Below are 26,519 nucleotides of genomic sequence, written 5' to 3'. Positions count from 1 at the left end.
TTCAGCCCCGTCCAGGCGGCGTAACTGGAACGCTCCAGATCTCCTCGGCATATTCGGCGATGGTCCGATCGGAGGAGAACCAGCCCATGTTCGCTGTATTGAGCGCGGCCGCGCGCCACCACGCGGGCTTGTCGCGCCAGCGCCGATATACGGCGCGCTGGGCATCGAAATAGCTCTCGAAGTCCGCGGTCACCATGAAATAATCGTGATGGCTCAGGGCATCGACGAGGCCGCGGTAACGGTCCGGCTCGCCCGGCGAAAAGACGCCAGAAGCGACGGCTTCGAGCACCTCGGCAAGCTTCGCCGAGCGGGCGATGGCCTCGCGCCCGTCGATGCCTTGGCGCCGATGCGCCTCGACCTCCTCCGTCGTGAGCCCGAAGATGAAGATATTGGCGGCGCCGACCTTCTCGCGGATCTCGACATTGGCGCCATCGAGCGTGCCGATCGTCAACGCGCCGTTCAACGCGAATTTCATGTTGCCCGTGCCCGACGCCTCCATGCCTGCGGTAGAGATCTGCTCCGAAAGATCGGCGGCTGGGATGATCTTCTCCGCCAAGCTCACATTGTAGTTGGGCAGGAAGACGACCTTCAAAAGTCCGCGCACCGTCGGGTCCGCGTTGATGATTTTGGCGACGTCATTGGCGAGCTGGATAATCAGCTTCGCGGTGGCGTAGCTCGCCGCCGCCTTTCCGGCGAAAATCTTGACCCGGGGAATCCAGTCGCGCATCGGCTGCGCCCGGATCGCGTCATAGACTGCGATGGTCTCCAGAATATTGAGCACTTGGCGCTTGTATTCGTGGATGCGCTTGATCTGCACATCGAACAGCGCATCGGGATCGATCCTGATCCCGAGCTGTTCGCGCACCAGCTTGGCGAGCGCGACTTTGTTCGTCCGCCGTGCGGCGCCGTAGCGCTCCTGAAAGGAGGAATCGTCGGCGAACGCGCTCACCTTTTCGAGCAGCATCGCGTTGTCGAGCAGCCGGTCGCCGACGACCTCGGTCAGGAGGGCGGTCAATCCGGGATTGGCCTCCTTCAGCCAACGACGGAATGTGACGCCATTGGTCTTGTTGGTTATCCGCCCCGGAAGCACGGCGTCGAGCTGGCGGAACACCGTGACCTTCATCAGATCCGAATGGAGCTTGGATACGCCATTCACTTTGTGCGAACCTAAAAATGCGAGATGGCCCATGCGGACCCGGCGCCCGTGCGATTCGTCGATGAGCGAAATCGCGGCGAGCGTTTCGCCGGTCGAGTCGGGAAGCTTGCTGACCTGATCGAGATGGATGGCGTTGATCAGGTAGATGATCTGCATGTGGCGCGGCAGCAGCCGCTCCATCAGCGGCACCGGCCAGGTCTCAAGGGCCTCCGGCAGAAGCGTGTGGTTGGTGTAGCCGAATGTGGCCTGTGTGATTGCCCAGGCCTCGCGCCAGGGCGCGTTATGAAGATCGACGAGGATGCGCATCAGCTCGGCCACCGCGATCGCGGGATGGGTGTCGTTGAGCTGAATCGCGGCCTTGTCGGCGAGCGAACGGATGTCGCCATGCTGGTCAAGGTGGCGGCGCACGAGATCTTGTAGCGAGGCGGACGCGAAGAAATATTCCTGCCGCAAGCGGAGCTCCTGACCGGCCGGCGTGGCGTCGCTCGGATAGAGCACCTTGGAGATGGATTCGGCGCGGACCTGATCCATCAGGGCGCCGACATGGTCGCCGCTGTTGAATTTGTCGAGCCGCAGCGGATCGGGCGCCCGGGCCGACCATAGCCGCAGGGTGTTGATGTGGGCGCCGCGCCAGCCCGCGATCGGAGTGTCATACGCGATCGCCTCGACGGTCTCGCCGGGGAGCCAGATGTGCCTGGCTGTCCCGTCCGCCAAATACTCGGCCTCGATCCCGCCGCCGAAACCGATCTCGTAGTCGACCTCCGGGCGTTGAAACTCCCAGGGATTTCCGCAGGACAGCCATTCCTCAGGATATTCGAGCTGAACGCCGTCCTTGATGCGCTGGCGGAACAAGCCGTGGTCGTAGCGGATGCCATAGCCATAGGCCGCGATCGAGAGCGTCGCCATGCTTTCCATGAAGCAGGCGGCGAGGCGCCCCAGGCCGCCATTGCCGAGCGCCGCATCCGGCTCGACCTCGCGCAATTCGTCGAGATCGACGCCAAGTTCGGCGAGCGCGGCGCGCATCGGCTCGACCATCTCCATATTGGTCAAGGCGTCGAACAAAAGACGGCCGATCAGGAATTCGAGGCTCAAATAATAGACCCGCTTGCGGCCGGTCCGACGGCTTTCGTCATTTGACGCGATCCAGCGTTCGACGACCCGGTCCCGCACAGTGAGCGCCGTCGCGATGAACCAGTCATGGGGGCGCGCCGCCGCGCTGTTTTTTCCAACCGAATAGGTGAGCTTGGCGAGGATTGCGTTCCTGAGGGCTGCGACGTCGCCGCCGCCGGATGGCGACGCCCGGTCGGGGCGAGAAGGGGTCTCGGCGGCTGGCGCGATTTCGGTGTCCAATACCATTGCGACGGAAATCCCTCGTTTGCCCGCGCCAACCAGCAAGGGCGCAACCGCTCGATGTGACTTCCAGATGACGGCTGCCGTACCTGTCGCCCTGCGTGCGATCGCTATCAGCGGTCGGCGGATGCTAAACGTCTTCCGCGCCAGCCGTCGCTTTTATGAGCCGCATCCTAACGCATCCATGCCGCTCATAAAAGGTTGTGCTTGTCCGGGGCATGTGCATCAACGCGGAAATCATTGCGGGACGGGGCCCGTTTGGACGCTCCGCGCGCGGAAGGGGTTGAAAGGGGTTGGAAGGGGTGGGGAATTCCTCGAAGGCGCTGGTCTTCAGGGCTTGGCCTGCCCGCGACTCCTTGAGCGTTTGGAGACGTTCTGCGCTTGTCCGCTCAATCGGACATACTGGGGGCCATAGCTATGTGGGGCGGTTCAACCGGTTCGGTCGCGTGTTTCAGATTGATGTCCAGGCCGAGGCCTCAGCGCGCATCAACGCCGATTCCTTGAAAACACTGCAAGTGCGCAACGGCGGCGGCGCCATGGCGCCGCTTGGCGCTTTGGCCGACATCAGAACCGTCGCCGGCCCCTCGCTCATCAGCCTCTACAATCTTTATCCCGCATCCCGCGGCGATGATCATCGCGAACACGGCGCAAGGCTATAGTTCGGGACAAGGCCTGACGGTTCTTCAGGAAATCGCCAAGAGCGCGCTGCCGCCGGGCGCTGGGTATGAGTGGACCGCTATGTCCTATCATGAGGAGGAAGGTCGGCTATGCGCTGAGCCTGCTCCTGGTCCATCTCATTTTGGCTGTCGGATATATCCGATGTCTAAATATCGAAAATGTCGATCAACTTTTTTAAGAATATGCTCCGGCGCTTTCGAGACGGTCAGTGCTGAATCATTTTCTTTGAAATATTTGTATTTTTGTGCCTTAAATCCTAAGCCTTGGAAATGTCGTAATCTGGCAACACTGTGGCATAATCGCAACTGGGCCGATTCATTTCTTTCATGCATCGAGAGCATGTTTCAAAAACGTGATCAGCTTTGTCGGATCCGGCATGCGCCACCCTTGTTTCTGAGCGATTCCTTTTCAATCCGATAAGTCCCTTTGATCTGGAAGCGCTCTAGCTTGTTATTTTTTTCTGACGGCAAATGAGCGACAAACAAGCAGCGTGGACCACATCAGTCGAAGGGAATGGCGAACGCCGGTTCACCGCTCGCTTCGGGCCGGCGGTCGTCGTCCTATCCTTGGTCGTCGCGCTGGTCAGTTTCCTGATTTTTGCCGGCTATACGCCGATTCCGGTTACCGACGCCGTCGTTCTCGGACTGTTTTTCGCCAATGTCCTTGGAATTTTCCTCGTCTTTTGCTTCGTGGCGGCCGAAGCCTATGCTCTTTTCAGGGCGCGACGCGCCGGCGTCGCCGGGGCGCAGCTGCACGTGCGGATCGTTGGACTGTTCTCCATCGTCGCCGTGGCACCGGCCCTTCTCATGGCCTGGGTCGGTTCGGTGGCGCTGGAGCGCAGCCTCAATCCAGCTTTCATGCAGGATGGCCGCGGCTTCGTGCTCAACACGATCCACGCGGCGCAGCTGTTTCGGGAGGCGCAGTGCAAATCTCTGCTCCAGGAAGCCAGTTTGACGGCCTTGGATCTCGATCGCGCCAAACCGATGTTCGAGCTCGACCGATCCCTGTTTGGAGAATTTTTCAAGTCGCGGGCGCGATTTCTCGGTTTCACGGCGGCGGCGCTCCTCAAGGCCGACGGGACGGTCGTGGAGCGCATCGACACCGGCGCCATGGTCGGAAATTCGGTGGTTCGGCCGGAGGCGAGTGATTTCGAAGACGCAAAGAAAAACGAATCCACATGCATCGTCCTGGACGAAGGGCGAACTTTCGTCGCCTTGCGCCGGCTCCTCTCGTTCCAGGATACCTTTCTCTATGTGGGGCGGCCAGTCGATCCGTTCACAGTCGAATTTCCGCGTCAGGCGCAAAAGCTCGTCACGCTTTATGATGCGTTCGACAGCCATAGGCGCGTGCTGCAGATCGTTTTCGCGACCATGTTCGTCTTGATCGCCTTGATCATGCTGTTGTCGGCGACCTGGCTCGGCCTCGCCTTCGCAAATCGTCTGGTCGCGCCGATCAGGCGTCTCATCGCGGCGACCGACCAGGTGTCCTCCGGCAATCTCAACGTGCAAGTGGCGGTGAGCAAATCGGAGGGCGATCTGGCGCATCTTGGCGAAACCTTCAACAAGATGACATCTGAATTGCGCCTGCAGCAAAATCGCCTGATCGCGGCAAGCAATCTCATCGACGAACGCCGTCTGTTTACGGAGGCGGTGCTCTCCGGCGTCCCTGTGGCTGTCGTCGGCGTGGGCTCCAAAGGCGAGATCACCGTTCTGAACCCTTCGGCGGAGCGCCTTATCCCACGAACCGGAGAAGAGGCGACCAAGCTCGTTGGCCAGGCGGCCGACGCCGTCCTGCCGGAAATCAAGGAGGCGCTCGCCGAAGCGCGCGCTGGCCAGTCTCGGCTGACCCCGCGCCAGATCTCGCTGTCGCGGGGCGGCCTTGATCGGCTTTTTAGCGTCAGCATCACCAGCGAGCCGACGGAGCGCGCCGACAAGAGCTATATCGTGACTCTAGACGACATCACCGATCTCGTCACAGCGCAGCGGACTGCCGCTTGGGCCGATGTCGCGCGGCGCATCGCCCACGAAATCAGGAATCCGCTCACCCCGATCCAGCTTTCCGCGGAACGGCTGAAACGCAAATATGGACGTCTGATCACTCAGGACCGCGACATTTTCGATCAATGCACCGATACGATCGTGCGTCAGGTCGATGACATCAAGCGCATGGTGGACGAGTTTTCAGCTTTCGCGCGGATGCCCAAGCCGCGCGTCGAAATCGACGATCTCGGTGAATGCGTGCGCCGCGTGCTTTTCCTGATGCGCGTCGCTCATCCGGATATCGATTTCGAGGAGCAGCTGCCGGACCATCCGGTCCTTGGAAGGTTTGACCGCCGGCTGATATCGCAGGCCTTGACGAATATCGTTAAGAACGCGACCGAAGGCATCGAAGCCCATGCTGGCGACGCGGGTTTTAGGGGGCAAATTTCAGTGGGGCTTTCCGTCGCGGCGGAGACGGCTACAATCGACGTTATCGACAATGGCAAGGGCTTTCCACGCGAAAATCGGCAAAGGCTCCTCGAACCCTATATGACGACGCGGTCGGAGGGCACTGGACTCGGCCTCCCGATCGTTGCCAAGATCCTGGCGGATCACGGCGGCGGGCTCGAGTTGCGCGACGCGCCGACAAGCCGCGGCGCCTGGGTCAGACTCTATTTCCCGTGGAGCGACGGAGCAGATCATTTCGCCGACGCTTCGGATGAAGCCGCCCCGGCGGCGGCGCAACAAGGATCGTGAAGGATCTCATGGCGAGCGATATCCTGATCGTAGACGACGAAGCCGACATTCGCGACATCGTGTCCGGAATCCTGTCGGATGAAGGCCATGGCGCGCGCACCGCCAAGAATTCCGACGAGGCTTTGGCTGTGATCGAGGCGAGGCGTCCCAATCTCGTCTTTCTCGACATATGGCTTCAGGGCTCTCGGCTCGATGGCTTGCAGCTGCTCGGCATCATCAAGGAGCAGAATCCGATGTTGCCGGTGGTCATGATCTCCGGTCATGGCAATATCGAAACGGCGGTCTCGGCGATCAAGCTCGGCGCCTATGATTTCATCGAAAAGCCCTTCAAGGCCGACCGATTGGTGCTTGTCGCAGAGCGGGCGCTTGAAGCGTCGCGTCTGAAGCGCGAGGTGAGCGAGCTTCGCTCGCGCGCCGGCGTGGTCAATCGGATCATCGGCAAGTCGACGGCGATCAATCAGTTGCGCCAAGTGATCGAACGCATTGGACCCGCCAATTCGCGAATTCTCATCACCGGCGCCCCGGGCTCAGGCAAAGAGCTCGCGGCGCGAACGATCCACGAAGCCTCCAGCCGCGCCAGCGGTCCCTTCGTCGTCATCAATTCAGCGACGATCGCGCCCGAAACGATGGAGATGGAGTTGTTCGGAAGCGAGGGCAGGGAGGATCGCAGCCGCAAGGTCGGGGCGCTCGAAGAGGCCCATGGCGGCACGCTCTATCTCGACGAGATCGCGGACATGCCGAAGGAAACTCAGGGCAAGATTCTCCGCGTGCTGGTCGAGCAGAATTTTCAGCGCGTCGGCGGCGCGACCCGGGTCTTCGTCGATGTCCGCATCCTCTCCTCGAGTTCGCGGGATCTCGCCGCCCTGATCGCCGACGGATCCTTTCGCGAAGATCTGTTCCACCGCCTCGCCGTCGTGCCAGTTCGGGTTCCTTCGCTTTCGGAACGGCGTGAAGATATCTCGGAGCTAATCGCTTTTTTCATGGACCAGGTATCGACGACGACCGGCTTGCCTCGACGCGAGATCGCCGATGACGCGATGGCGGTATTGCAGTCGCATGACTGGCCAGGCAATATCCGGCAGTTGCGCAACAATGTCGAGCGGTTGATGATCCTCGCCGCCGGCGATCCCGACGCTGCGATCACCGCGGATATGTTGCCGGCCGAGATTGGCGCGCTGGTTCCCTCAACGCCCAATGGCGCCGGCGGCGAGAAGCTGATGAGTCTTCCGCTGCGTGAGGCGCGCGAGGGATTCGAGCGTGAATATCTCGTCGCCCAGATCAACCGATTCGGCGGCAATATTTCACGGACGGCCGAATTCATCGGCATGGAGCGCTCGGCGCTTCATCGCAAGCTGAAGTCGCTGCGGGTCGATTAAGGCGCTTTCGGGCGAAGCAGCCGCGGCGGCGTAAAGGACGAGCGTTGCGTTCCAAATCAATGCGATCGGCAAGCGCTCTCGAGCGGTTTGCATCATGATTCCGGCATCCCCTTCGCCGCGCCAGTGCGCAACCATTGTCTCGCATCGCGCGCTGTTCACGGCATTCTTCAAGATCGGCGTCCTCGGCTTTGGCGGCGTCACGGGCTGGGTGCGCCAGATCGTCGTCGAGGAGCGCGGCTTTCTCGACGATCGCGAATTCGCCGAACTGCTTGGCGTCGCTCATGTGTTGCCGGGCGCAAATACGGTCAATTTGGCGACTATGCTCGGCGACCGCTATAATGGCGCGTCCGGCGCCGCAGCGGCGCTGCTCGGTCTCCTCATCGCTCCAATTCTTATCCTTATCGCGGTCGTCTCGCTCTATGATCGTTTTGCGGCTCTTCCCGACGTGCAGGGCGCGCTTGGCGGGGCGGCGGCGGCGACAGCGGGGCTGATGATTGGAAACGCCTATAAGATGGTCCGAGCGATTCGCCGCGACGCCGCAGCTATCCTCATTGCGGGAGCGGCTTTCCTCGCCGCTGGGGTCTTACATCTTCCGCTCGTCGCGACTTTGGCCACACTTATCCCGGCAAGCATTCTCGCCGTCGCTGTCGTTGAGCGGCGGCGCTGATGCGCTCAATCCTCGGGCAGATCGGCCTGACTTTTTCGGTGATGTCGCTTGCGGCGGTTGGAGGCGCGAACGCGACCCTGCCGGAAATCCACCGGGAGGTCGTCGGCGCATTGCATCTGATGGACGACGCAACTTTCGCCAGGCTGGTCACGATCGCGCAAACCGCGCCGGGTCCAAATGTCCTGGTCGCCAGCGCGATCGGCTTGCATCTCGCCGGGCTCGGCGGTCTTTGCGTCGCCACGCTGGCGATGATTTTGCCATCCTCGCTGGTCGCCCTGGGGGCTGGACGAACCATGCGGCATTTTTCGTCGAGCCGCGCAATTTTGGTTTTGAAAAAATCCTTGGCACCGATCGCCATCGGCCTCATGCTCGCCAGCGGCCTCATCATGGCGCGGGCGGCCGACCGCGGCGGCTTGACGATCGCGATCACGGCCGGCATGACCCTCGTCATCGCCTTCACGCGGCTGAATCCTCTGTGGGGAATTGCGACGGGCGCGATTCTGGGCTTGGCCTGCGGCCGGCTCGGTCTTTCCCTCTGAACCTTTGTGGAGCACGCATGAGCCGGGTTGCTTATGTCAATGGCCAATATGTCTTCAGCCGCGACGCCAAGGTCCATATCGAGGATCGCGGCTACCAATTCGCCGACGGCGTCTACGAAGTCTGCGAAGTCTTTCACGGCGCCTTGATCGACGAGCAACGGCATATGGAAAGACTTGCGCGCTCGCTCGCCGAATTGCGCATCGACGCGCCTTTAGGGGCTGGCGCGCTCAAAGTTATCCTGCGTGAAGTGATCGTCCGAAACAAAGTCACGAATGGATATGTTTACATTCAAGTGACGCGCGGAGTGGCGCCGCGCGAGCATACTTTCCCGGAAAAGCCGGTGCGCCCGAGCCTGGTCGTCACGGGGCGCCAGATCGATCCGGAAAAAGGCGAAAGGGCCGCGCGCAAGGGCATTAGCGTGGTCACGACGCCCGATCTTCGTTGGAAGCGGGTCGACATCAAGACGATCTCTCTGCTTCCAAATGTCTTGGCGCGCCAAACAGCGAAAGAGCAGGGCGCCTATGAAGCCTGGCTGATCGATTCTGAGGGCATGGTCATCGAAGGGGCGGCCTCGAACGCCTGGATCATCGATCGCTCCGGAGCGATCATCACGCGCCAGCTCGATCATTGCGTCCTGCGCGGCGTTACCCGAACCACATTGATCGAGATTATCGCCGCCGAGGGGCTGCGCTTCGAGGAAAGAAAATTCAGCGTCGAAGAAGCTTTCGCCGCGCAGGAGGCCTTCGTCACCGGCGCGACCACGCTGGTCATGCCGGTTATCGCCATTGATGGGCGCAAGATAGGCGCGGGAGCGCCGGGACCGGTGGCGCAAAGATTGCGGGCAATCTTTCATGACACGGCGGCGCGATCATCGTAGCATTGCCCGGCGCGCGGGCAATTCGCGTGGGCCCAACAAAATTTGCCATCGTCGCTCTAGATCGGTCTAATATGACATCTATGGCTGGGCCAATCGGTCTCCAACCGGGGCGAAGCAGCGCCAGCCGCTTAAATATTCAAATCGCGCTGGCCACGGCGCCAAGAAAAAATAGGATTTTACGATGGCGGCAGAACGGCCACAGAATCTTCAGGACACTTTTCTTAATTTTGTGCGCAAGAACAAAGTTCCGTTGACGATCTTCTTGGTCAATGGCGTGAAACTGCAGGGTGTCGTTACTTGGTTCGACAATTTCTGTGTTCTGCTGCGTCGCGACGGACATTCTCAACTTGTCTACAAGCATGCAATTTCGACCATTATGCCCGGGCAACCGATCCAAATGTTCGAAACCGGGGACGACGGCGGGCAAATCGGCGTGTAAAAAATTATTACCAAAATTGATGCTGCGACACCATATGTGGTTTTGACGCGGATGATCCCGCTCCGGCTTTAAAGCCGGAAATCGATGGCGGACAGGAGAGAAGCATCGAAGGTTCAAGGAACGGAGTGAAATCGGCTTCTTCAAAGGGTGATGTTGGAAATGCGCTTGCGCGCCGAACGCGCGCCCTCGTCATCGGCCCCTATCTCGATGAGCGAGCGAGCCGAAGCGCAGAGCGCGCCGGGGCTTTGGCGCAGCGCAAGCGCTCGCAGGAGGCGCGCTTCGCGGAAGCGAAGGGACTAGCCGAAGCCATCGATCTCGATATCGCAGATGGCAAAATCGTGACGCTCGGGCAGATTCGTCCTGCAAGTTTTCTCGGCAAAGGCAAAGTCGCCGAAATCGCCGATCTGGTCAGCGCTTCAGAAATCGATCTCGTCATCATGGATTGCGCCTTGTCCCCAGTGCAACAGCGCAATCTCGAAAAGGCGTTTTCCGCTAAGGTTATCGACCGGACCGGACTGATACTCGAAATTTTTGGCCGGCGCGCGCGCACCCGGGAGGGCGCGCTTCAGGTCGAGCTCGCCCATCTGGCTTATCAGAAATCGCGGCTGGTCCGGTCCTGGACCCATCTCGAACGCCAGCGCGGCGGCTTCGGCTTTCTCGGCGGCCCCGGCGAAACCCAGATCGAGACCGACCGCCGCCTCATCCAAGAACGGATGACCAAAATCGAACACGAACTGGAAGGCGTTAAGCGGACGCGTGGACTGCACCGCAAGAGCCGCCGGACGACGCCTTATCCGATCGTCGCTCTTGTCGGCTATACTAACGCGGGTAAATCAACTCTTTTCAATCGATTGACGCAGGCCGACGTCCTTGCGGAAAATATGCTCTTCGCGACCCTCGATCCAACCTTGCGAAGCCTGAAGCTTCCGCATGGATTTGAAATCATTTTGTCGGACACCGTTGGCTTCATATCCGAACTGCCGACAATGCTTGTCTCCGCTTTCCGCGCGACGCTCGAGGAAGTTCTCGAAGCTGACATTATCCTGCATGTCCGGGATATCGCGCATGAGGACGCGGAGGCGCAACTGGCCGACGTCGAGGCCATTCTCTCCGATCTCGGCATCGATATGGCCGGCGACCGCCGTCTGATGGAGGTTTGGAACAAGGCCGATCTTCTCGACGAAGACAGCCTCGCGGCGGCGCGAAACGGAGCGCTCCGAAAATCTGCAAATGCCAAACCGATCATTGTTTCGGCGCTGACCGGGCAGGGGCTCGATGACCTCCGCGACGCGATCGAGGCGCGGCTGGCCACTGGCCGGGTGGTCTTCGAAATTGCCCTCGATCCGGTCAATGGCAAAGGTCTCAACTGGCTTTATGAGAACACAGAAGTCATGCGCAAAAGCACGGCGGCCGATGGCGCGGTCCATGTGACTGTTCGCGTGGCTCCTGAGCGCGCCGAGCCTGTGCGGCGGAGGTTTCTAAGGTCCGCGATCAACCATGCATGATGCGAGGCCGCGCCTCGCCACAATGGTTAGGCGCTACTCATTTTGTAGGTTCGCCTTAAATATACATATAAAACAAATAGTTATAAACTATTTCTAATGCATAAGCCTATCATGAGATGCGCATGCTAATGCGTGATCTCATCCAATGAATCTGACAGCGCCCTAGCCTCCGTTTTGTTTTTCGCGATGCTTCGCCTCTGTCCAGAGCGCATCCATCTCCGCCAAGGTTGCATCGCCCAGCGCCTTGCCTTCGCGCATCAATGCCTTCTCGATGAATTGGAAACGCCGTTCGAATTTGGAGTTGGCGCTGCGTATCGCAGCCTCCGGATCTGTTCGCATATGGCGGGCGAGATTGGCGATCGTAAACAGCAGATCGCCGATTTCTTCCGCGACAGCCCCCGAATCCGCGGCGTCAAGCGCAGCTTCTATTTCGTTGGTTTCCTCGCGGATCTTGGCCATCACCAGACGCGCGTCGTTCCAGTCGAATCCGACGGTTGAGGCCTTCGCCTGCAATTTCACGGCGCGGGTCAGGCCGGGCAGGGCAAGCGGAACTGCGCTAAGAAGGCTCATTTCCGGAGCTTCGGCCGCCGCGCCGTCAACGCCGCCGGATGCGCGTCGCGCAGCTGCTTTTTCAGCGGATTCTTCGGCCTTGATCCGCGCCCAGAGGGCTTTGACCTCTTCTGGAGAGAGGCCTTGCGCCTTTCCGAAGACATGCGGATGGCGCCGGATCATCTTTTGCGTAATCGCCTCGACGACGCCGCCGAAATCGAAAAGGCCGGTCTCCTCGGCGATTCTGGCCTGAAAGACCACCTGCAGGAGAAGGTCGCCCAGTTCATCCTTCAAATCCGCGATATCGCGCCGCGCCACGGCATCGGCGACTTCGTAAGCCTCCTCGATCGTGAAAGGGACGATGGTCTCGAACGTTTGATCGAGATCCCATCCGCAGCCTGTTTCAGGGCTGCGCAAGGCGGCCATGATTTCGATGAGGCGATTGATATCGGAAGAGGGCTGCATGCTAGCCAAGGCAGTCAAAAGCGAGGGCGCAGCGGAACCGCTCCCTCGCTCGTTGCAACAATGCGAACAAATCTGCCTGATATCGCCTATTCGAGCGACAGCGACAGAGCTTCACGCCCTTTTGGCGTATCGACGACCCGCATGCTCACCGGCTGTCCTTCCGCGAGATGCTGGATGCCTGATGGACCGAGTATCGAGATATGGACGAAGACGTCCTTGCCGCCGTCATTCGATTGCACGAAGCCGAAGCCTTTGTTGTCATCGAACCATTTGACCGTTCCTGTGACCGAGACGGCGGTGGAGGGATCCGGAGCCCGGCGCGGCGGCCGGGGAGCATCGCCGAATGTGCGCGGCTGCGGCGCTCTCTCCATGGCGCCGGCCGTATCGACCTCGAGAACCCGCGTCACTTGCGCGCCCTTGATGCCATTGCTGACATTCACCTTCAATTTGGCGCCTGGAGGAACGGTTTCGTATCCCGCGGCCTGCAGCGCGCCAATATGAAGAAATGCGTCGCCGCTCCCATTGCCCAATTCGACGAAGCCGAAGCCTTTGTCACCCTTGAACCATTTGACGACCGCGTCGATGCTCGGACCGCTTGGGGGGGCCGACAGCTCCGGACCGCCGCCGCTTCCGCCGCCGAAGCTTGAGCGTGGGGTGCGGCTCTGCCGTGGCGGGTCATAGGGAGAGGGCCCGTCATCATCGAAGCCGCGCTTCTTGGGTCCCCGGAAATCTCTACCTTTGCTCATGATGTGCCTGCTCGTCTCCGCCTATAACCGCGATGTGCTGTCCATCCGGCGTGCGCCGCCCGCCGCTGTCGTTTGATGACGCCGGGCGGAGCTTCCGAAGCCATCACGGGCTTGGTTACGCCAAAAGGCCAGCAACCAACAGGTGCCAGCCCAAAGTAGTCGCCGATGGTATCCATTCTGAATGCCGAAAGCCCCGTGTCCGGCAAAACATATCAACTGTCAGCGGGCTTGGCTACTGCAATCGCGCGGTTCGGCGTCGTCCGAGCTGGAAAGGAGACCGCGCCGCAAACGATGGCGGCAAGCAGCGCCAAACAAAAAGAGCAGAACTCTCCATGATTCGCATAATCGATATTATGGAACCTAATGTGACGTCAAATGGAGAGCGGTAGCTCTCAATAAATTCAACAGCTTCCAATCTGATCCTCAAGCGACGATGCGCATGCCGTCGAACGCCGGCTGAACATTGTCTGGAAGCTCTCCCTTGAGCCGCTCAAAGTCGAGGTCTGTATGAAGATTGGTTAGAATCGCCCTTTTCGGCTGAAGCTTGGAGATCCAATCCAGCGTCTCCGGCAAGCAAAAATGGCTGGGGTGCGGCGTATAGCGCAAGGCGTCGACGATCCATAGATCGAGGCCTTCAAGGCTGGAGCGACTCTCGATGGGGATCGCATTGACGTCCGGCGAATAAGCAATATCGCCGAAGCGAAAGCCGAGTGCGTCGATTTCGCCATGTTCCAAGCGGAATGGCAAGGCGTCGATCGAGCCTCCGGGGCCCATAACGCTGACGACTTCGCCGGGATAGAGACGGCGTTCGTTCAAAAGCGCCGGATATTGGCTGCCGGGCGGCGTCTCGAATATATAGCCGAAATGGGAGCGCACGACGGCTGAGGTCGGCGCGTCCATATGCAAGTCGATTTTGCGCCTCGCCATGATCACCAATGGGCGAACGTCATCGATCCCATGCGTATGGTCCGCATGCGCATGGGTCAGCAAGATCCCATCGAGATGGGTGATTCCAAGCGCCAGCAATTGCTCCCGGAGATCGGGCGATGTATCGACGAGCACCTGAGTCTTTGCCGTTCCGCCGTCATCCCGTTCGACCAGTATGGAGCAGCGGCGGCGCCGGTTTCTTGGATTGTTTGGATCGCAAGCGCCCCAGCCTTGCCCGACGCGCGGGACGCCGCCGGAGGATCCGCAGCCAAGAATCGTAATGGCGAGGCTCATGCGGCCTCCGCTCCGCTCTGCTTGGGAGCCGGCATTTTATCGAACAGGCGCAAAGCATTGGCGCTGGTCTCCGCAGCCAGTTTCTCCGGCGATACGCCTTTCACTTCGGCGAGCGCCCTAGCGGTTTCCGCGACAAAGGCCGGTTCGTTGCGTTTTCCTCGATGAGGAACCGGGGCCAGGAAAGGCGCGTCGGTCTCAACCAAAAGCCGATCCATTGGCACAGCGCGCGCGATGTCCCGGAGTTCATCCGATTTCTTGAAGGTGAGAATGCCCGAAAACGAGATCGAAAGCCCGAGCGACAACGCGGCTTCCGCCAGCATTCTCGAAGATGTGAAGCAATGGAGGAGGGCCTTGAAAGGCCCCTTCCCCATCTCGTCCCGCAGGATCGCCGCCATATCTGCGTCGGCGTCGCGGGCGTGAATGACGAGCGGCAAGCCGGTTTGCCGCGCGGCCGCGATATGGGTGCGGAAAACCACTTCGGCTATGGCGCGCGGAACCCGATCGTAATGATAATCAAGGCCGGTTTCGCCAATTCCCACACATTTTGGATGGCGAGCCAGTTCGACCAAACCAGCCACTGTGGCCTGCGCGCCTTCATCTGCATATTCGGGATGGACGCCGACCGTGCAAAAAACATCGTCATAGGCCTCGGCGAGAGCGCTTATCGCTGAAAAACGCTCCATCCGCGTCGAAATCGTGATCATCCGGGCGACCCCGGCGGCGCGAGCCCGCGCCACCACGGCGTCGCGCTCTGCTTCGAAATCCTCGAAATCGAGATGGCAATGACTGTCGATCAACATGCGATGGCTCAATCCAAAACTTGGGCCAATTGGCGCGGACCAATGGCTCAGGCGGAGGCGCCCGCCTCCGGCTCAATATAGCGCGGAAAGATCGGCGCAGGAGCAGGCAAAGGCCCACCCGTGACAAGCCCTTGCGCGCCTTCGGCTTGGGCAAAACCGCGATGGTCGCCAGCGACATTCAAAAGATCGAGAAGCCTCGCCATCGACGCCGGCATAAAAGGCTGCGCCATGATCGCGACAATCCGCAAAACCTCGGCGGCCACATAGAGAATCGTCTCCATCCGATCGGGGTCGGTCTTGCGTTTGATCCAGGGTTCTTCGCTGGCGAAGTAGCGGTTCGCCTCGCCGACCACGCGCCAGATCTCGGTCAAGATGAGATGCAACGCATGGTCCTGCATCAACGCGCGGGCCTTCCCCACGAGCTCTGTCGCCTGCGAAAGAATCGCAAGGTCAGCTGGGGTCAATGCGGCCGGGGCCGACAATTTTCCGGCGCAGTATTTTTCGATCATCGACAAAGAGCGCTGAGCGAGATTTCCAAGGTCATTAGCGAGATCGGCGTTGATCCGCGCGACGATCGCGTCATGTGAGTAATTGCCATCCTGGCCAAAGGGCACTTCGCGGAGCAGAAAGTAGCGCAACTGGTCGACGCCATATTGCTCGGCCAGTGCAAAAGGATCGATCACATTGCCGACCGACTTGGACATTTTCTCGCCCCGATTGAACAAGAATCCGTGCACGACGATCTGTTTGGGGAGAGCGAGACCGGCCGACATCAGAAACGCCGGCCAATAGATCGCGTGAAATCGCGTGATGTCCTTGCCGATGACATGGGCGTCGGCCGGCCAGAAATGCGCCCGCGGCGATTTCTTATCGGGAAAACCCACGCCGGTGATATAATTTGTTAATGCATCGACCCAGACATACATGACATGTCTGGCATCCTCCGGCACCGGAATGCCCCAGTCGAAGGTCGAGCGGCTGATCGAAAGATCCGTCAGGCCGCGCTCGACGAAGGCAATGATTTCATTCCGGTATTTTTCGGGGGTCACGAAATCGGGCCGGTCTCGATAAAGCTGGAGCAGCCGATCCCGATAGGCCGACAGCTTGAAATAGTAACTCTCTTCTTCGACCCATTCGACTGGCGCGCCTGTGGGCGCAAGGCGCGCTCCATTGGCGCCTTCGGTCAGTTCGGACTCATCGAAAAAGGCTTCGTCCCGGACCGAATACCAACCTGGATATTTTGACAGGTAGATGTCTCCGGCGTCCGCCATTCTGGTCCAGATCTCCCGCGCGGCCGCATGATGGCGCGGCTGCGTAGTGCGGACAATGTCATCGGCCGGGGCATTCAGCGCATCTCCCAACGCGGCAAATTGAGAGGCGGTGCGATCTGCGAGTTGCTGCGGCGTAAGGCCCTCGCGCGCCGCCGTCTGCTGCATTTTCTGGCCATGTTCGTCCATCCCTGTGACGAACAACACGTCGAAGCCATCCAGCCGCTTGAACCTTGCGATTGCATCGGTGGCGATCCGCTCATAAGCATGCCCGATATGCGGGGCGCCATTGGCGTAGGGAATCGCCGTCGTGATATAAAACGACGGGCGGGCGGACGCGGACAGGGCGGACATGGACCTGCAATCTTAAGGTTCGCGCGGGCTCCAGCCGAAGCGCATCAGGATGAAAAAGCCCGGGCAGCGGCCGCCAGATCGGCGAAAATGGACAGAACAAGCGGGCGCTTGTCGAGATTGAACGTATCGGCCTCGCGCGCCGCCTCGCTCACTTTTTCCCACACCTGCGCGTAGGGCGCAAGCGCCCGCGCCTCTCCCGCCTCGGCCTGGCGCCGCACGCAAGCATGAAGCCAGTCGAAAACCGAAACAAGCAGCGCAGCGTAATCATCGCCATTGTCGCGCAGCGAGACCCGATCGGCGAGAGCATGGACCTTGCGCCAGTCGATCTCCGGCAGATCGTCCAACATCTGGCTTAGTTGAGCGTCGAGTTCGACCCCAGGCCCATTCAGCAACCGCAAAACCTCGTGCATGGAGCCGTGCGCCCGCGCGATCGCGGCCGTCAGCGCTCCCTCCGGGGCCAGCGACCAGGGAGGTCCAAGCGCGGCCGCGATCAGAGCGATGTCAGCGGGGCCGAGCGGTTTCAGCGCCACTTTCCTGCAGCGCGAGCGGATGGTGGCGAGCACCTGGCCAGGCTTATGCGCGACAATGAGGAAGACCGAACGCGGCGGCGGCTCCTCGATGAGTTTCAGAAGGGCGTTGGCGCTCGAGGCATTAAGATCCTCAGCGCTGTCAAGAATGCAAATCCGATAGCCGGCCCGTCCCGCCGCTTGGTGGAACTTGTGAATGACTTCGCGGACGTCTTCGACCCGGATGTCCGTGAAAAGCTTCTTTGTTTTCTCGTTCCATGAGCGCCGGAGAAGAAAAAGATCAGGATGCGCCAGCGAGCCGATCTGGTGTGCGATGGTATGGTCGCCCGGCACAAAAAGATCCACCGCCTCTGCGCATGCGGCGCTCGCAGGGTCGGGGTTGACGAGGAGAAAGCGCGCTAGCCGCCAGGCGAAGGTCGCTTTGCCGATCCCTGGCGGCCCACCAATGATGAAGGCATGCGGCAAATGCCCCGCCCGATAGGAATCGAGAAGATCTTTCTCGGCCTCGGCGTGACCGAACAGCCGCGTCGCTTCGCGCGGATGCGGCGTTGTGTCAAATCGGTCTGCCTCTGGGATGGCGTCAAGCGGGCCGGACGCGGATGGTCTAAGCGCCATGCGCCCGCGCCGGCTCCGGCCGAGCGATCAACCTGCCGAAAATCGCGTCCCAGATCGCCTGCGCCACCTCGGCTTCGGAGAGCGAAGCATCGATCACAACGCAGCGGTGCGAATCGGCGGCTGCGATGGCCAGAAAGGCGGCGCGCACGCTTTGATGAAAGCGAATGTCTTCGCGTTCAAAGCGGTCGAGCCCCTCCTCCGTCCCGCGACGCCGCTCAGCGCGAGCGCGGCCTTCTTCTGGCGAAAGATCAAGGATCAAAGTCAAATCGGGATGCAATCCGTCCAAAGTGACGCGCTCGAGCGCGCGCAGGAAAGCAGGATCGACTCGCCCGAGCGCGCCTTGATAGGCCCGCGTCGAATCCGAAAAGCGGTCGGAAACGACAAAAAGCCCCGCCGCCAAGGCGGGTGCGATTGTCTTGTCGATATGATCAATTCGCGCCGCTGAAAAAAGGATCGCTTCGGCCGCGGGCCCAAGCGATTTGACGGCGCCCGATAGAAGCACTCTACGCAGGATTTCGGCCCCAGGCGATCCGCCCGGTTCGCGAGTTGCTACCACTTCGATCCTGGCTTGGCGCAAATTTTCTAGAATATGGCCCATCTGTGTGGTCTTGCCAGAGCCCTCGCCGCCCTCGAGGGTGATGAAACATCCACGCCGCCGCGGCGGCTGGGCTTGCCCCGGCGCCTCACTCATTGCTTTGTGACATATCTTCGGAAAAGAACGGCGCCGTATTCGAGCCCGGCATCCATCGCCCGGCGCGGCAGCGAACCCGCCTCCACCGCCGCCGCGGTCTTCAACGGCAGATCGAGCACTTGGGCGGTCCCACGAAAGACCTTGAGGCGAGCAACTTCCTTTCCCGCGGGGATTGGCGGCATTAATGGGCCATTATAGACGATGCGGCCGGTGAATTTTTCGCCGCCAGATCGCGGAAGGAGAATCCTAACTTCCGAATCGGCGACAAGCGGCGCGTCCCAGAGGGCGCCGCCATAGACCCTGGCGCTCCCGATCGTTTCGCCCGCCTGGAAAATCGTCTTCGTGTCGAATGACCGGAATCCCCAAAGGAAAATCTTGCGCGCTTCGTCGGCGCGCTCCTTCGAACTCGTCGCGCCATAGAGCGCTAGGATTAGTCGTTGGCCATTTTGAACGGCCGATCCGATAAGGCCATAGCCGCTCGCGTCAATATTGCCGGTTTTCAGCCCATCCGCGCCGATGTCCATTGTCAGCAGCGGATTGCGATTGGACTGCTTGATCTTGTTCCAGGTGAATTCCTTCTCGCCGAAATATTTATAGAGATCGGGATAGGTCTTGATGACGTGATTGGCCAGAAGGGTCATGTCCCTGGGGCTGACCTTTTGCTCGGGGTCGCCCCTGCCCCATGAATTTGTGAAAGTCGAATGCGTCACGCCAAGTTCGCGGCCGCGCTTCATCATGAGCGTGGCGAATGCGCCCTCGGAGCCGGCGACTCCTTCCGCAAGCGCTATGGCCGCGTCATTGCCCGATACAATCACGAGGCCGCGGATCAAATCTTCGACTCTGACGCGGCTGTTCAAGGGAGCAAACATGCTGGAGCCGCGCGACGGCGCGCCGCCGTTTCGCCAAGCGGTTTCGCTCATCAGGAATTCATCGTCGAGCTTCAGGCGCCCCTCGGCGATCTCGTGAAACACCACTTCGGCCGTCATGACCTTCACCGTCGAAGCGGGGATGACAGGCGTGTCGGCGTCCTTCTCAAACAAAACGCTTTGGGTGTCTGAATCGATCAAGATGGCATGAGGCGCGCTAGTCTGAATCGCTTGGGCGATGGCCGTATCAGCGACCCCGGCCAGGGCAATCAGAAATGGCGCCAGGCGGAGGCCCGCAATTAGGCGCGAGGGCCAGGAGAGCGAGAGTTGAATGGTCAAGCAGATCCCTTCCGCATCGCAGCGAGGCCGGCCGACCGACCGCGGCTATCGATCGCCGTCCCGCGCCACCCCAGCCAAATCCCTTACGAGAATCAGTCGAATTTGATTTGCCGGGTCCGGCGAAGAATCCTGCATCGGAAACAAGGCAAGATCAATGGCCCGAGGCGATTTATCAGCGCAAGTTGGCTTGCCGGGTCCGCGTTGCGAGCGGCGCGGCGGCGCTCCGGATCGTCCCAAGGTCAAATGGCCGAGCGGGCGGCAGCGGCGCCGCGCCCACGATAGGCCGGCTGATCGGCATCGGGACAGCCGCGCCGGCTGTCGCCGCTTCAGCGGCATTGGAGGCCGCAGCGGCGGTTTCACTGCGCGTTGGCTCCGCTGACGCAGTGCGCAGGGGCGCGCGCTCGGCGACCATCGTGCGGGTGGTCTGGCCATCGAGCATCGCGGGGCCGTCCAGACGCAAGGTTGCAAGCAATTTGCTATCGTCAGAGCCGGCAAGGCCTGCCGCGCCGACATATTCAACCTTCACCCGCGCCGTGCCAGTGCGCATAAAATCCAAGGTTTCGGCGGTTCTGCGCGACACGTCCATGATCCGATTGGAGCTGAACGGTCCACGATCATTGACGCGCACGATCATCGAGTGGTGATTACGCAAATTGGTGACCCGGGCATAGCTCGGCAAAGGCATCGTGGGATGCGCCGCTGAAATCGATGCGCTGTCGTAAACCTCGCCATTGGCGGTGCGGCGGCCATGGAAAGCATCGCCATACCAGGACGCAAGGCCGACCGCGGCGTAATGCTTCTCGCTGGGATAATAGGTCTGGCCGGCGACCGAATAGGGCTTCCCGACCATATATGTGCCGCCGCCGCGCGGCACGGGCTCGCCATCGGCGACGACGCGGGGGCTCGCCCGCCCATAGATCGAGGATGGGAAATATTCTTTGGAATGGGCGACGCGTTGCTGCGTCTGAGGCTGCTGGGCGCAGCCTCCAAGACCCAAAGCCGCGAGTCCGGCAAGCCCCGCGATGACGGAGCCGCGCGGCGCGTCGGATTTGAAGGAAAGGCCCCAAAGAGCCGCGAAAGGCCTTGATGAGAAGGACAAATGCTCCTTCGCCCGCATCAGTGTTTCCTCTCGCTTCCAAGCTTTGGCTCGTGGCGCCCGATATCAAAAAGGCGAAGAGCCCGGAATTGGTCCGACTAGCAGCTTCCATGACATCCGTTGCCGAAGGCTTAAGGCAGCGGCAACGCTGGGCAATATGCATTAGAAGCCTGGAGATTCCGACATAATTTTGACGCAGCCCACGATTGATGCCTCCGAAAATTCGTGATGGCCTGCAAAAATCTCCTTGAAAATCATTGTGTTGGATATTTCTGCAACAGTGCGTGCAATTCGGCGCTTGACGAATGCGGATTGACCTCTCGTCGGAGTCGCGCAACGAACTTTCAAAGTTGATCGGCTTTTCGACTCCGACATGCTCCATTCCTCGGGATAGCAGCGGTTCGCTGTCAATCGAATGACTCCCTCCGATCGGGAAGCGCCCGAGGCTGCCTCCATGCTCGTCAAGGATATTTTTGATCGCCCCGCGGCGGCCCGGCGCCTGATGATTTGCACCGGGCCATGCTGCAACAGGACCGGTGAAGCCCAGGCTCTGCTCGAGGCGCTTCGGGCGCGGCTCCTGGATGCAAGAAACCAGGATGGAGGAGACTTGATCGGCGCGGTCTCCTGCGTTCGCCGCTCATGTCTCGGCAAATGCACCGGCGAACCCTTGGCCTATGTCGAGCCGGACGGCGTTTGGTACCATCGGCTCTCTGTGGAAAATCTTTTGCTTATTTTACGCGAGCATGTCCTGAACCACCGGCCAATGCACGATCTGATTCTTGAAGAAAGTGACTGAAAATATTGTTTTAAAAAGATATTGTTGTTAAGCTCGATGCGCGGCTCGGCGCCAATGAGAACAGAGAAGCCGCTCAATCGGCCAATTCGACGACCACCTTCGCCAATCTATTGACCACGGCGCTCCAGCCATTTTCTCCATTCATGATCGCATGGACCGGCGCGGAATCCGCCGTGAAACCGGTATGCTCCAGCCGCACGTGGGTCCCGTTCGGCAAAGGCGAAAGCGTCCAGGTCAGCACCGTGTCGATATAGCGGCCAAAGCCCTCCAATGTCTGGGAGCCGCCGCGCCAGGAATAGCGCAACCGCCAATAGGGCTCGGCCTCGAGCACCTCGCCTCCCGAAACGCCATCCCAATCGCCCATGGGCGCGCTGCGGAAGGTAAACTCATGTCCGACTTCGGCGGCAAAATTATTTGGCATGAACCAGCGGGCGATCAGCTCGGGTTCCGTCAAGGCGCGCCAAACGATTTCGGCTGGCTGCACAAGCATGCCTTCGACAACGATCGAACGCGATTCCTCTGGATCCGCCACGACTCAACCTCCCTCGCAGCATGGGCCGCGCGATCTCTAGAACATTTTTCGAGCGAGGTGGATTCCCGTTCGCGTTAAGAAAATCCAATAATATTAAAAGTTAGAGCTGCTTTCTAAAGCGCTTTCAGTTTCGGCGGAATCAGAAAGCAGCTCTAGGTCTTTGTTTTGTCGCATTTTCTTAACGCGAACCGGTACCCATTTCGCTCGAAAATGCTCTAACTCTGCGGAGGTTGAAAGCGGTCTAGGCGTTGGAGCCCTCTCCTGCTGGCTCGACCCAAACCGCCGTTCCGTAAGCGAGGACTTCGGTAATGCCATCCATGATGTCATTAGCGTCGTAGCGCATCCCGATGATCGCATTGGCGCCTGCCTGGCCGGCATGCGCGCACATATGATCGAAGGCTTCCTGCCGCGCATGTTCCGCAAGCTCGAGATAAGCGCTAATCTGGCCGCCAAAAATCGATTGGATCCCGCCGACAAAATTCCCCACGACGCTGCGGGAGCGGACCGTGATGCCCCGGACGAGCCCAAGATGGCGGACGATTTTGAACCCAGCCACATCATTCGTCGTGGAAACGATCATGAGTTCGCCCGCATCTGTATGGCCTGGGCCGCGCAGAAGATCTTAAGCGGGCACCAAGGCGCCGCTCGCATCGAAACGCAACTCGGTGATTTCTTCATCCATGCTGATCTCGGCGCGCCGCAACACGCCCTCGGCGTCATACTCATAGCGATGCCACATTTCCACTTCGCCATAGACCATCTTTTCGAAACTGACCAGCCGCTCCTGCGCGTCGAAGGAGGCGCGGATGAAGGTGTTGCGATTGGTCAAATCGGCGATTTCGATCGGATTGATCAGTCTCAAGGGAAGCTTCACTCCCGTATAGGAGACGAAGTACCGGCTGTTGTCAGGGTTTTCCGCGGTCATGTCCTGGTTCGTCGAGAGGAAGTGCGAGAGGAAGTGCGAGAGGAAGATAGAAAATCGACAATACGATAGAAGCCGGCGGATTCACAATGGCCCCGCTTCCGAAAAAGCAAGTTCGACTAGCACGACGGCGCGGGCGGCCCGGCGATCATCGTCCCGCTTGACGGGCCTGTCTGCGAAGCCCAGTCTCATGGCATGAGCCGCCCGCGCGAACAATTCGAGATCACCGCCGATATTTTGCTTCGGGCCTATTCGATCGGCTTGTTCCCGATGGCCGAGAGCGCCGAGGACCCAAATCTGTTCTGGGTCGATCCGGAACTGCGCGGCATTTTCCCGCTCGATGGTCTGATCATATCGAAAAGCCTCGCCAAAACGATCCGCTCGGATCGTTTTGAAATCAGGGTCGATCATGATTTCGATGCGGTAATCGATGCTTGCGCCGCATCCTACCCTGATCGGGACAAAACCTGGATCAATGCGCGCATCAAGCAACTCTATCGCCAGCTATTCGATGTAGGCCGGGTCCATACGGTCGAAGCCTGGCGCGATGGCGCGCTCGTCGGCGGCCTCTATGGCGTCTGCCTTGGCGCCGCATTTTTCGGCGAAAGCATGTTCCACCGCGAGACCGACGCTTCGAAAGTGGCCTTAGCGCATCTCGTGGCGCGGCTAGTGCGCGGCGGCTTCGGCTTGCTCGATGCGCAATTCGTCACGCCGCATCTTGCTTCGCTCGGGGCCATAGAGGTGGGGAAAGAACGCTATCGGCGTGAGCTTACCCAGGCGATCTCGCGCGAGGGCAATTTCTGGACCTGGCCGAAAGGACAGCGCGTCTCTGGTCGGGAGGCATTCGCCGCGCTGCCGGCGGCCAAGCGCTAGAGCATGTTCCGAGGCGCAGCTTTAAGAGCCTTCTTCCTCGAGCAAGGTCTTGAGTTTGGCGCGCTCGCTGTCGGTCAAAATCCGGGCATCCTCAAAACGCGTTCTGCGCCGCCGCGCGGCGAGGATGACGCCAGCGGCGCCTACGACAAGGACGAGAAATGGCGCTCCCCACAGCAGCCAGGTCGTGGCCTTGAACGGCGGCCTCAACAAAATGAAGTCGCCGTAGCGTTGGATGAGAAAAGCGCGGATCGCCTCGTCGCTATCGCCCGCCTGAAGCCGTTCGCGGACGAGAATCCGGAGGTCGCGCGCGAGCTCTGCGTTGGAATCATCGATCGATTCATTCTGGCAGACCATGCAGCGCAGCTCCGCGGAGAGATGGCGCGCACGCGCTTCGAGATTGGCGTCAGCCATGATTTCATCGGGCTGAACCGCCATCGCCATGCGCGGCGCAAGAAGAACAAGGCCAAAGAAGGCCACAGCCGCGAATGCCCGCCCACACGGAAAATTCATCGTCATTCCGCCGGTTGCGGGCTCGACGCGGCCGCCTTGGCGGCGCGGCGGGCGACGCCGATCCGAAAGCCTCTGTCGCTTAAGGAAAGGCAGCCGCCGAAAGCCATGATCAAGGCGCCGATCCAAATCAAGGACACGAGCGGCTTCCAGAAGACGCGGGCGTTGACCGAGCCATTCGCCGCTACGTCCGCGATGCTCATATAGACCTGGCCAAGGCCGATCGTCGCTATGCCGGCCTCGGACCGGTTCATCTTGCGGGCGGGATAAAATCTGGTCGAAGGTTCGATCGTCGCGATCAAGACGCCGCTGGAGCGGATCGCGGTGCGCCCGATGCGTTCGGCAAAATTTGGGCCGGCGCGCGGTTGAACGCTCTCGAAAGTGAGTTGGTAGGGACCGATCTCAACTTCATCGCCCGGCCTTAAGGCGGTGATCTTCTCTGCTCCCCAGCCGGTGGCGGCGAGGCCGAGCAAGGTGACGCCAAGGCCTGCGTGGGCGAAAGCCGTGCCGAACGCCTGCCGCGGGAGCCTAAGCGCCCGCTGGCCTGCTCCCATGATGGCAGTTGCCCCGCCGCCAACAAAAAGCCGCCGGCCGAGATCGGCGAAAGAGCCGACGATCACATAGATCGCGAGCCCGGAGAGGACGACGCTCACGACCGGACCGCCGCGCCACGCCGCCAGAGCAAGCATGGCGATGAGCCCCGCTCCGATGGCGACGATAAGCCTTTGCGCCGCGCCAAAAAAGTCGCCGCGTTTCCAAGCGAGGTTCTGGCCAATCGGCATCAGAACGAACAGCGGCGCGAATAAAGGCGCGAAAGTCAGATTGAAGAAGGGTGGCCCGACCGAAATCTTTTCCCCTGTCAGGGCTTCGAGCGCGAGCGGATAAAGCGTGCCGATGAAAACCGTGGCGCAGCAGGTCGTCAAAAGCAAATTGTTCAAGACAAGGGCGCCCTCGCGCGAGACCGGGGCGAAGAGGCCGCCCTGTTTCAGTCCCCCTGCCCGCCAGGCGAAGAGCGCGAGCGATCCGCCGATAAATACAACGAGGATGAGAAGAATGAAGATCCCGCGCTGGGGATCGCTGGCGAAGGCGTGAACCGAGGTCAGGACGCCGGAGCGAACGAGAAAGGTCCCGATGAGCGACAGAGAAAAGGCGAGGATCGCGAGAAAGATCGTCCAGATCTTGAGGGCTTCGCGCTTTTCCATGACCGCCGTGCAGTGCAGCAGAGCCGTCGCGGCGAGCCATGGCATCAACGAGGCGTTTTCGACAGGGTCCCAGAACCAGAAGCCGCCCCAGCCCAAAGTATAATAGGCCCAGTAAGAGCCCATCGCGATGCCGAGCGTCAGGCAAATCCAGGCAAGCAAGGTCCAAGGCCGCACGAATCTTGCGAAGACCGCATCGATCCGGCCGGAGATCAAGGCCGCCGCCGCGAAAGAATAGGTGATCGAAAGACCGACATAGCCGAGATAGAGCAGAGGCGGATGGATCGCGAGGCCGGGATCTTGAAGCAGCGGATTCAAGTCATTGCCCTCCGCCGGCGCATTGGCGAGGCGGGCGAATGGATTCGAGGTCAGGAGAATGAACAAGAGAAACGCCGAGGCGATCCAGGATTGGACGGCCAGCACATTCGCGCGCAAATCGTCCGGCATCGAACTCGAAAACAGCGCTACCGCCGCGGCGAAAAGGGCGAGGACCAGCACCCACAGCAACATCGAGCCCTCGTGATTGCCCCAGACGCCACTGATCTTGTAAATCAAGGGCTTGGCGGAATGCGAGTTCTCGACGACATTGGCGAGCGAAAAGTCAGACGCGACATGGGCGTAGGTCAAAGCGAAAAATGCATAGGCGACGAGTCCGAAGCCCATCAGCGCGACTGAGGGCGCAACCGCCATCAGACGGCGGTCGCCGGTCACGCTTCCCCATATCGGCAAGACCGAATTGACCAGGGCCAGGGCTAAAGCGAGCACGAGCGCATAGTGGCCGGTTTCAACGATCATTTCGACCTCGCTCTTGCGAATCCCGCCTCATAGAC

General features: G+C 60.3%; 25 protein-coding genes. 10 read left to right on the top strand and 15 right to left on the bottom strand.

What is annotated here, in order from left to right; genetic code table 11:
• Window position 1: 1 nt before the first annotated feature.
• Entirely contained in the window at window positions 2-2,512 is a 2,511-nt protein-coding gene (locus DL86_RS01630) for a glycogen/starch/alpha-glucan phosphorylase (protein ID WP_036257450.1), read from the bottom strand.
• Between the two features lie 440 nt (window positions 2,513-2,952).
• Between DL86_RS01630 and DL86_RS01625 the strand changes: the two genes are divergently transcribed.
• From DL86_RS01625 to hflX, 8 genes are all read left to right on the top strand, one after another.
• Window positions 2,953-3,165, top strand: a complete 213-nt coding sequence (locus DL86_RS01625; RefSeq protein WP_245276165.1) for a hypothetical protein — start codon at window positions 2,953-2,955, stop codon at window positions 3,163-3,165.
• A gap of 489 nt (window positions 3,166-3,654) precedes the next feature.
• The gene (locus DL86_RS01620) at window positions 3,655-5,919 is read left to right on the top strand and encodes a sensor histidine kinase NtrY-like (protein ID WP_036257447.1); all 2,265 of its coding nucleotides are present in this window, start codon (window positions 3,655-3,657) and stop codon (window positions 5,917-5,919) included.
• Between the two features lie 8 nt (window positions 5,920-5,927).
• A complete protein-coding gene (ntrX, locus tag DL86_RS01615) occupies window positions 5,928-7,295 on the top strand; it encodes a nitrogen assimilation response regulator NtrX (RefSeq protein ID WP_036257445.1) in 1,368 nt (455 codons plus the stop codon).
• 94 nt (window positions 7,296-7,389) lie between these two features.
• On the top strand, window positions 7,390-7,962 hold the full coding sequence (locus DL86_RS01610) for a chromate transporter (protein ID WP_036257443.1): 573 nt from the start codon (window positions 7,390-7,392) through the stop codon (window positions 7,960-7,962).
• Window positions 7,962-8,501 carry a chromate transporter gene (locus DL86_RS01605; protein WP_036257441.1) on the top strand — a complete coding sequence of 180 codons (540 nt, stop codon included), beginning with the start codon at window positions 7,962-7,964 and terminating at the stop codon, window positions 8,499-8,501. The genes DL86_RS01610 and DL86_RS01605 overlap by 1 nt, the downstream gene beginning before the upstream one ends.
• A gap of 17 nt (window positions 8,502-8,518) precedes the next feature.
• Window positions 8,519-9,379 carry a D-amino-acid transaminase gene (locus DL86_RS01600; RefSeq protein WP_036257439.1) on the top strand — a complete coding sequence of 287 codons (861 nt, stop codon included), beginning with the start codon at window positions 8,519-8,521 and terminating at the stop codon, window positions 9,377-9,379.
• A gap of 181 nt (window positions 9,380-9,560) precedes the next feature.
• On the top strand, window positions 9,561-9,818 hold the full coding sequence (gene hfq, locus DL86_RS01595; protein WP_036257436.1) for an RNA chaperone Hfq: 258 nt from the start codon (window positions 9,561-9,563) through the stop codon (window positions 9,816-9,818).
• 125 nt (window positions 9,819-9,943) lie between these two features.
• Complete coding sequence (gene hflX / locus DL86_RS01590; protein WP_036257434.1) at window positions 9,944-11,323, top strand: GTPase HflX; 1,380 nt, start codon at window positions 9,944-9,946, stop codon at window positions 11,321-11,323.
• Window positions 11,324-11,485: 162 nt separating this feature from the next.
• Here the strand turns inward: hflX and mazG are convergent, their stop codons facing one another.
• The 9 genes from mazG to DL86_RS01545 all read right to left on the bottom strand — a co-directional run bounded on the left by mazG (window position 11,486) and on the right by DL86_RS01545 (window position 20,881).
• A complete protein-coding gene (gene mazG, locus DL86_RS01585; protein WP_036257433.1) occupies window positions 11,486-12,337 on the bottom strand; it encodes a nucleoside triphosphate pyrophosphohydrolase in 852 nt (283 codons plus the stop codon).
• An 86-nt stretch (window positions 12,338-12,423) separates the two neighbouring features.
• Window positions 12,424-13,083: a cold-shock protein gene (locus DL86_RS01580; RefSeq protein WP_036257431.1), complete on the bottom strand. Its 660-nt coding sequence runs from the start codon at window positions 13,081-13,083 to the stop codon at window positions 12,424-12,426.
• A gap of 423 nt (window positions 13,084-13,506) precedes the next feature.
• The gene (locus DL86_RS01575) at window positions 13,507-14,304 is read right to left on the bottom strand and encodes an MBL fold metallo-hydrolase (RefSeq protein ID WP_036257430.1); all 798 of its coding nucleotides are present in this window, start codon (window positions 14,302-14,304) and stop codon (window positions 13,507-13,509) included.
• On the bottom strand, window positions 14,301-15,104 hold the full coding sequence (locus tag DL86_RS01570) for a TatD family hydrolase (protein WP_036257429.1): 804 nt from the start codon (window positions 15,102-15,104) through the stop codon (window positions 14,301-14,303). The genes DL86_RS01575 and DL86_RS01570 overlap by 4 nt, the downstream gene beginning before the upstream one ends.
• A gap of 47 nt (window positions 15,105-15,151) precedes the next feature.
• Window positions 15,152-16,726 (bottom strand): methionine--tRNA ligase, encoded by a 1,575-nt coding sequence (gene metG, locus DL86_RS01565; protein ID WP_036257428.1) that lies wholly within the window; start codon window positions 16,724-16,726, stop codon window positions 15,152-15,154.
• A 44-nt stretch (window positions 16,727-16,770) separates the two neighbouring features.
• The gene (locus DL86_RS01560; RefSeq protein WP_036257427.1) at window positions 16,771-17,868 is read right to left on the bottom strand and encodes a DNA polymerase III subunit delta'; all 1,098 of its coding nucleotides are present in this window, start codon (window positions 17,866-17,868) and stop codon (window positions 16,771-16,773) included.
• Window positions 17,858-18,559, bottom strand: coding sequence for a dTMP kinase (gene tmk, locus DL86_RS01555; RefSeq protein WP_051952477.1), 702 nt, complete (start codon window positions 18,557-18,559; stop codon window positions 17,858-17,860). Before tmk ends, DL86_RS01560 begins: the two co-directional genes overlap by 11 nt.
• On the bottom strand, window positions 18,556-19,758 hold the full coding sequence (locus DL86_RS01550; RefSeq protein WP_425348889.1) for a D-alanyl-D-alanine carboxypeptidase family protein: 1,203 nt from the start codon (window positions 19,756-19,758) through the stop codon (window positions 18,556-18,558). The genes tmk and DL86_RS01550 overlap by 4 nt, the downstream gene beginning before the upstream one ends.
• A gap of 178 nt (window positions 19,759-19,936) precedes the next feature.
• Window positions 19,937-20,881 carry a septal ring lytic transglycosylase RlpA family protein gene (locus tag DL86_RS01545; protein WP_036257426.1) on the bottom strand — a complete coding sequence of 315 codons (945 nt, stop codon included), beginning with the start codon at window positions 20,879-20,881 and terminating at the stop codon, window positions 19,937-19,939.
• A gap of 433 nt (window positions 20,882-21,314) precedes the next feature.
• On the opposite strand from DL86_RS01545, the gene DL86_RS01540 reads away from it, so the two are divergent.
• Entirely contained in the window at window positions 21,315-21,656 is a 342-nt protein-coding gene (locus tag DL86_RS01540; protein ID WP_036258026.1) for a (2Fe-2S) ferredoxin domain-containing protein, read from the top strand.
• 73 nt (window positions 21,657-21,729) lie between these two features.
• Here the strand turns inward: DL86_RS01540 and DL86_RS01535 are convergent, their stop codons facing one another.
• The 3 genes from DL86_RS01535 to DL86_RS01525 form a co-directional block, all read right to left on the bottom strand.
• Complete coding sequence (locus DL86_RS01535) at window positions 21,730-22,188, bottom strand: SRPBCC family protein (RefSeq protein ID WP_036257424.1); 459 nt, start codon at window positions 22,186-22,188, stop codon at window positions 21,730-21,732.
• A 241-nt stretch (window positions 22,189-22,429) separates the two neighbouring features.
• Window positions 22,430-22,768: a YbjQ family protein gene (locus DL86_RS01530; RefSeq protein ID WP_036257422.1), complete on the bottom strand. Its 339-nt coding sequence runs from the start codon at window positions 22,766-22,768 to the stop codon at window positions 22,430-22,432.
• Between the two features lie 42 nt (window positions 22,769-22,810).
• Entirely contained in the window at window positions 22,811-23,113 is a 303-nt protein-coding gene (locus DL86_RS01525) for a DUF6156 family protein (protein ID WP_036257421.1), read from the bottom strand.
• 192 nt (window positions 23,114-23,305) lie between these two features.
• Here DL86_RS01525 and aat point away from each other — a divergent pair, with 192 nt between their 5' ends.
• Window positions 23,306-23,983 (top strand): leucyl/phenylalanyl-tRNA--protein transferase, encoded by a 678-nt coding sequence (aat, locus tag DL86_RS01520; protein ID WP_036257420.1) that lies wholly within the window; start codon window positions 23,306-23,308, stop codon window positions 23,981-23,983.
• Window positions 23,984-24,004: 21 nt separating this feature from the next.
• On the opposite strand, the gene DL86_RS01515 is transcribed toward aat, so the two are convergent.
• Together DL86_RS01515 and DL86_RS01510 are read right to left on the bottom strand one after the other, a co-directional pair.
• A complete protein-coding gene (locus DL86_RS01515; RefSeq protein WP_051952476.1) occupies window positions 24,005-24,493 on the bottom strand; it encodes a cytochrome c-type biogenesis protein in 489 nt (162 codons plus the stop codon).
• Between the two features lie 2 nt (window positions 24,494-24,495).
• Window positions 24,496-26,484 carry a heme lyase CcmF/NrfE family subunit gene (locus DL86_RS01510; protein ID WP_036257418.1) on the bottom strand — a complete coding sequence of 663 codons (1,989 nt, stop codon included), beginning with the start codon at window positions 26,482-26,484 and terminating at the stop codon, window positions 24,496-24,498.
• Window positions 26,485-26,519: the final 35 nt, after the last annotated feature.

It is taken from the genome of Methylocapsa aurea (assembly GCF_000746085.1).
Taxonomy (GTDB): domain Bacteria; phylum Pseudomonadota; class Alphaproteobacteria; order Rhizobiales; family Beijerinckiaceae; genus Methylocapsa; species Methylocapsa aurea.
The sequence above is the reverse complement of the archived record's forward strand: the minus strand, read 5'-3'. Positions and strand labels throughout refer to the sequence as shown.

What these genes read in the sequence shown, in the direction of transcription:
- DL86_RS01570 (WP_036257429.1), bottom strand. Translation starts at nt 15,104, where the DNA reads ATGTTGATCGACAGTCATTGCCATCTCGATTTCGAGGATTTCGAAGCA.
- DL86_RS01605 (WP_036257441.1), top strand. Translation starts at nt 7,962, where the DNA reads ATGCGCTCAATCCTCGGGCAGATCGGCCTGACTTTTTCGGTGATGTCG.
- DL86_RS01515 (WP_051952476.1), bottom strand. Translation starts at nt 24,493, where the DNA reads ATGAATTTTCCGTGTGGGCGGGCATTCGCGGCTGTGGCCTTCTTTGGC.
- hfq (WP_036257436.1), top strand. Translation starts at nt 9,561, where the DNA reads ATGGCGGCAGAACGGCCACAGAATCTTCAGGACACTTTTCTTAATTTT.
- DL86_RS01575 (WP_036257430.1), bottom strand. Translation starts at nt 14,304, where the DNA reads ATGAGCCTCGCCATTACGATTCTTGGCTGCGGATCCTCCGGCGGCGTC.
- DL86_RS01530 (WP_036257422.1), bottom strand. Translation starts at nt 22,768, where the DNA reads ATGATCGTTTCCACGACGAATGATGTGGCTGGGTTCAAAATCGTCCGC.
- aat (WP_036257420.1), top strand. Translation starts at nt 23,306, where the DNA reads ATGAGCCGCCCGCGCGAACAATTCGAGATCACCGCCGATATTTTGCTT.
- DL86_RS01525 (WP_036257421.1), bottom strand. Translation starts at nt 23,113, where the DNA reads ATGACCGCGGAAAACCCTGACAACAGCCGGTACTTCGTCTCCTATACG.
- DL86_RS01560 (WP_036257427.1), bottom strand. Translation starts at nt 17,868, where the DNA reads ATGGCGCTTAGACCATCCGCGTCCGGCCCGCTTGACGCCATCCCAGAG.
- DL86_RS01620 (WP_036257447.1), top strand. Translation starts at nt 3,655, where the DNA reads ATGAGCGACAAACAAGCAGCGTGGACCACATCAGTCGAAGGGAATGGC.
- DL86_RS01600 (WP_036257439.1), top strand. Translation starts at nt 8,519, where the DNA reads ATGAGCCGGGTTGCTTATGTCAATGGCCAATATGTCTTCAGCCGCGAC.
- DL86_RS01610 (WP_036257443.1), top strand. Translation starts at nt 7,390, where the DNA reads ATGATTCCGGCATCCCCTTCGCCGCGCCAGTGCGCAACCATTGTCTCG.
- DL86_RS01545 (WP_036257426.1), bottom strand. Translation starts at nt 20,881, where the DNA reads ATGCGGGCGAAGGAGCATTTGTCCTTCTCATCAAGGCCTTTCGCGGCT.
- DL86_RS01580 (WP_036257431.1), bottom strand. Translation starts at nt 13,083, where the DNA reads ATGAGCAAAGGTAGAGATTTCCGGGGACCCAAGAAGCGCGGCTTCGAT.
- DL86_RS01510 (WP_036257418.1), bottom strand. Translation starts at nt 26,484, where the DNA reads ATGATCGTTGAAACCGGCCACTATGCGCTCGTGCTCGCTTTAGCCCTG.
- DL86_RS01630 (WP_036257450.1), bottom strand. Translation starts at nt 2,512, where the DNA reads ATGGTATTGGACACCGAAATCGCGCCAGCCGCCGAGACCCCTTCTCGC.
- DL86_RS01540 (WP_036258026.1), top strand. Translation starts at nt 21,315, where the DNA reads ATGCTCGTCAAGGATATTTTTGATCGCCCCGCGGCGGCCCGGCGCCTG.
- mazG (WP_036257433.1), bottom strand. Translation starts at nt 12,337, where the DNA reads ATGCAGCCCTCTTCCGATATCAATCGCCTCATCGAAATCATGGCCGCC.
- metG (WP_036257428.1), bottom strand. Translation starts at nt 16,726, where the DNA reads ATGTCCGCCCTGTCCGCGTCCGCCCGCCCGTCGTTTTATATCACGACG.
- ntrX (WP_036257445.1), top strand. Translation starts at nt 5,928, where the DNA reads ATGGCGAGCGATATCCTGATCGTAGACGACGAAGCCGACATTCGCGAC.
- tmk (WP_051952477.1), bottom strand. Translation starts at nt 18,559, where the DNA reads ATGAGTGAGGCGCCGGGGCAAGCCCAGCCGCCGCGGCGGCGTGGATGT.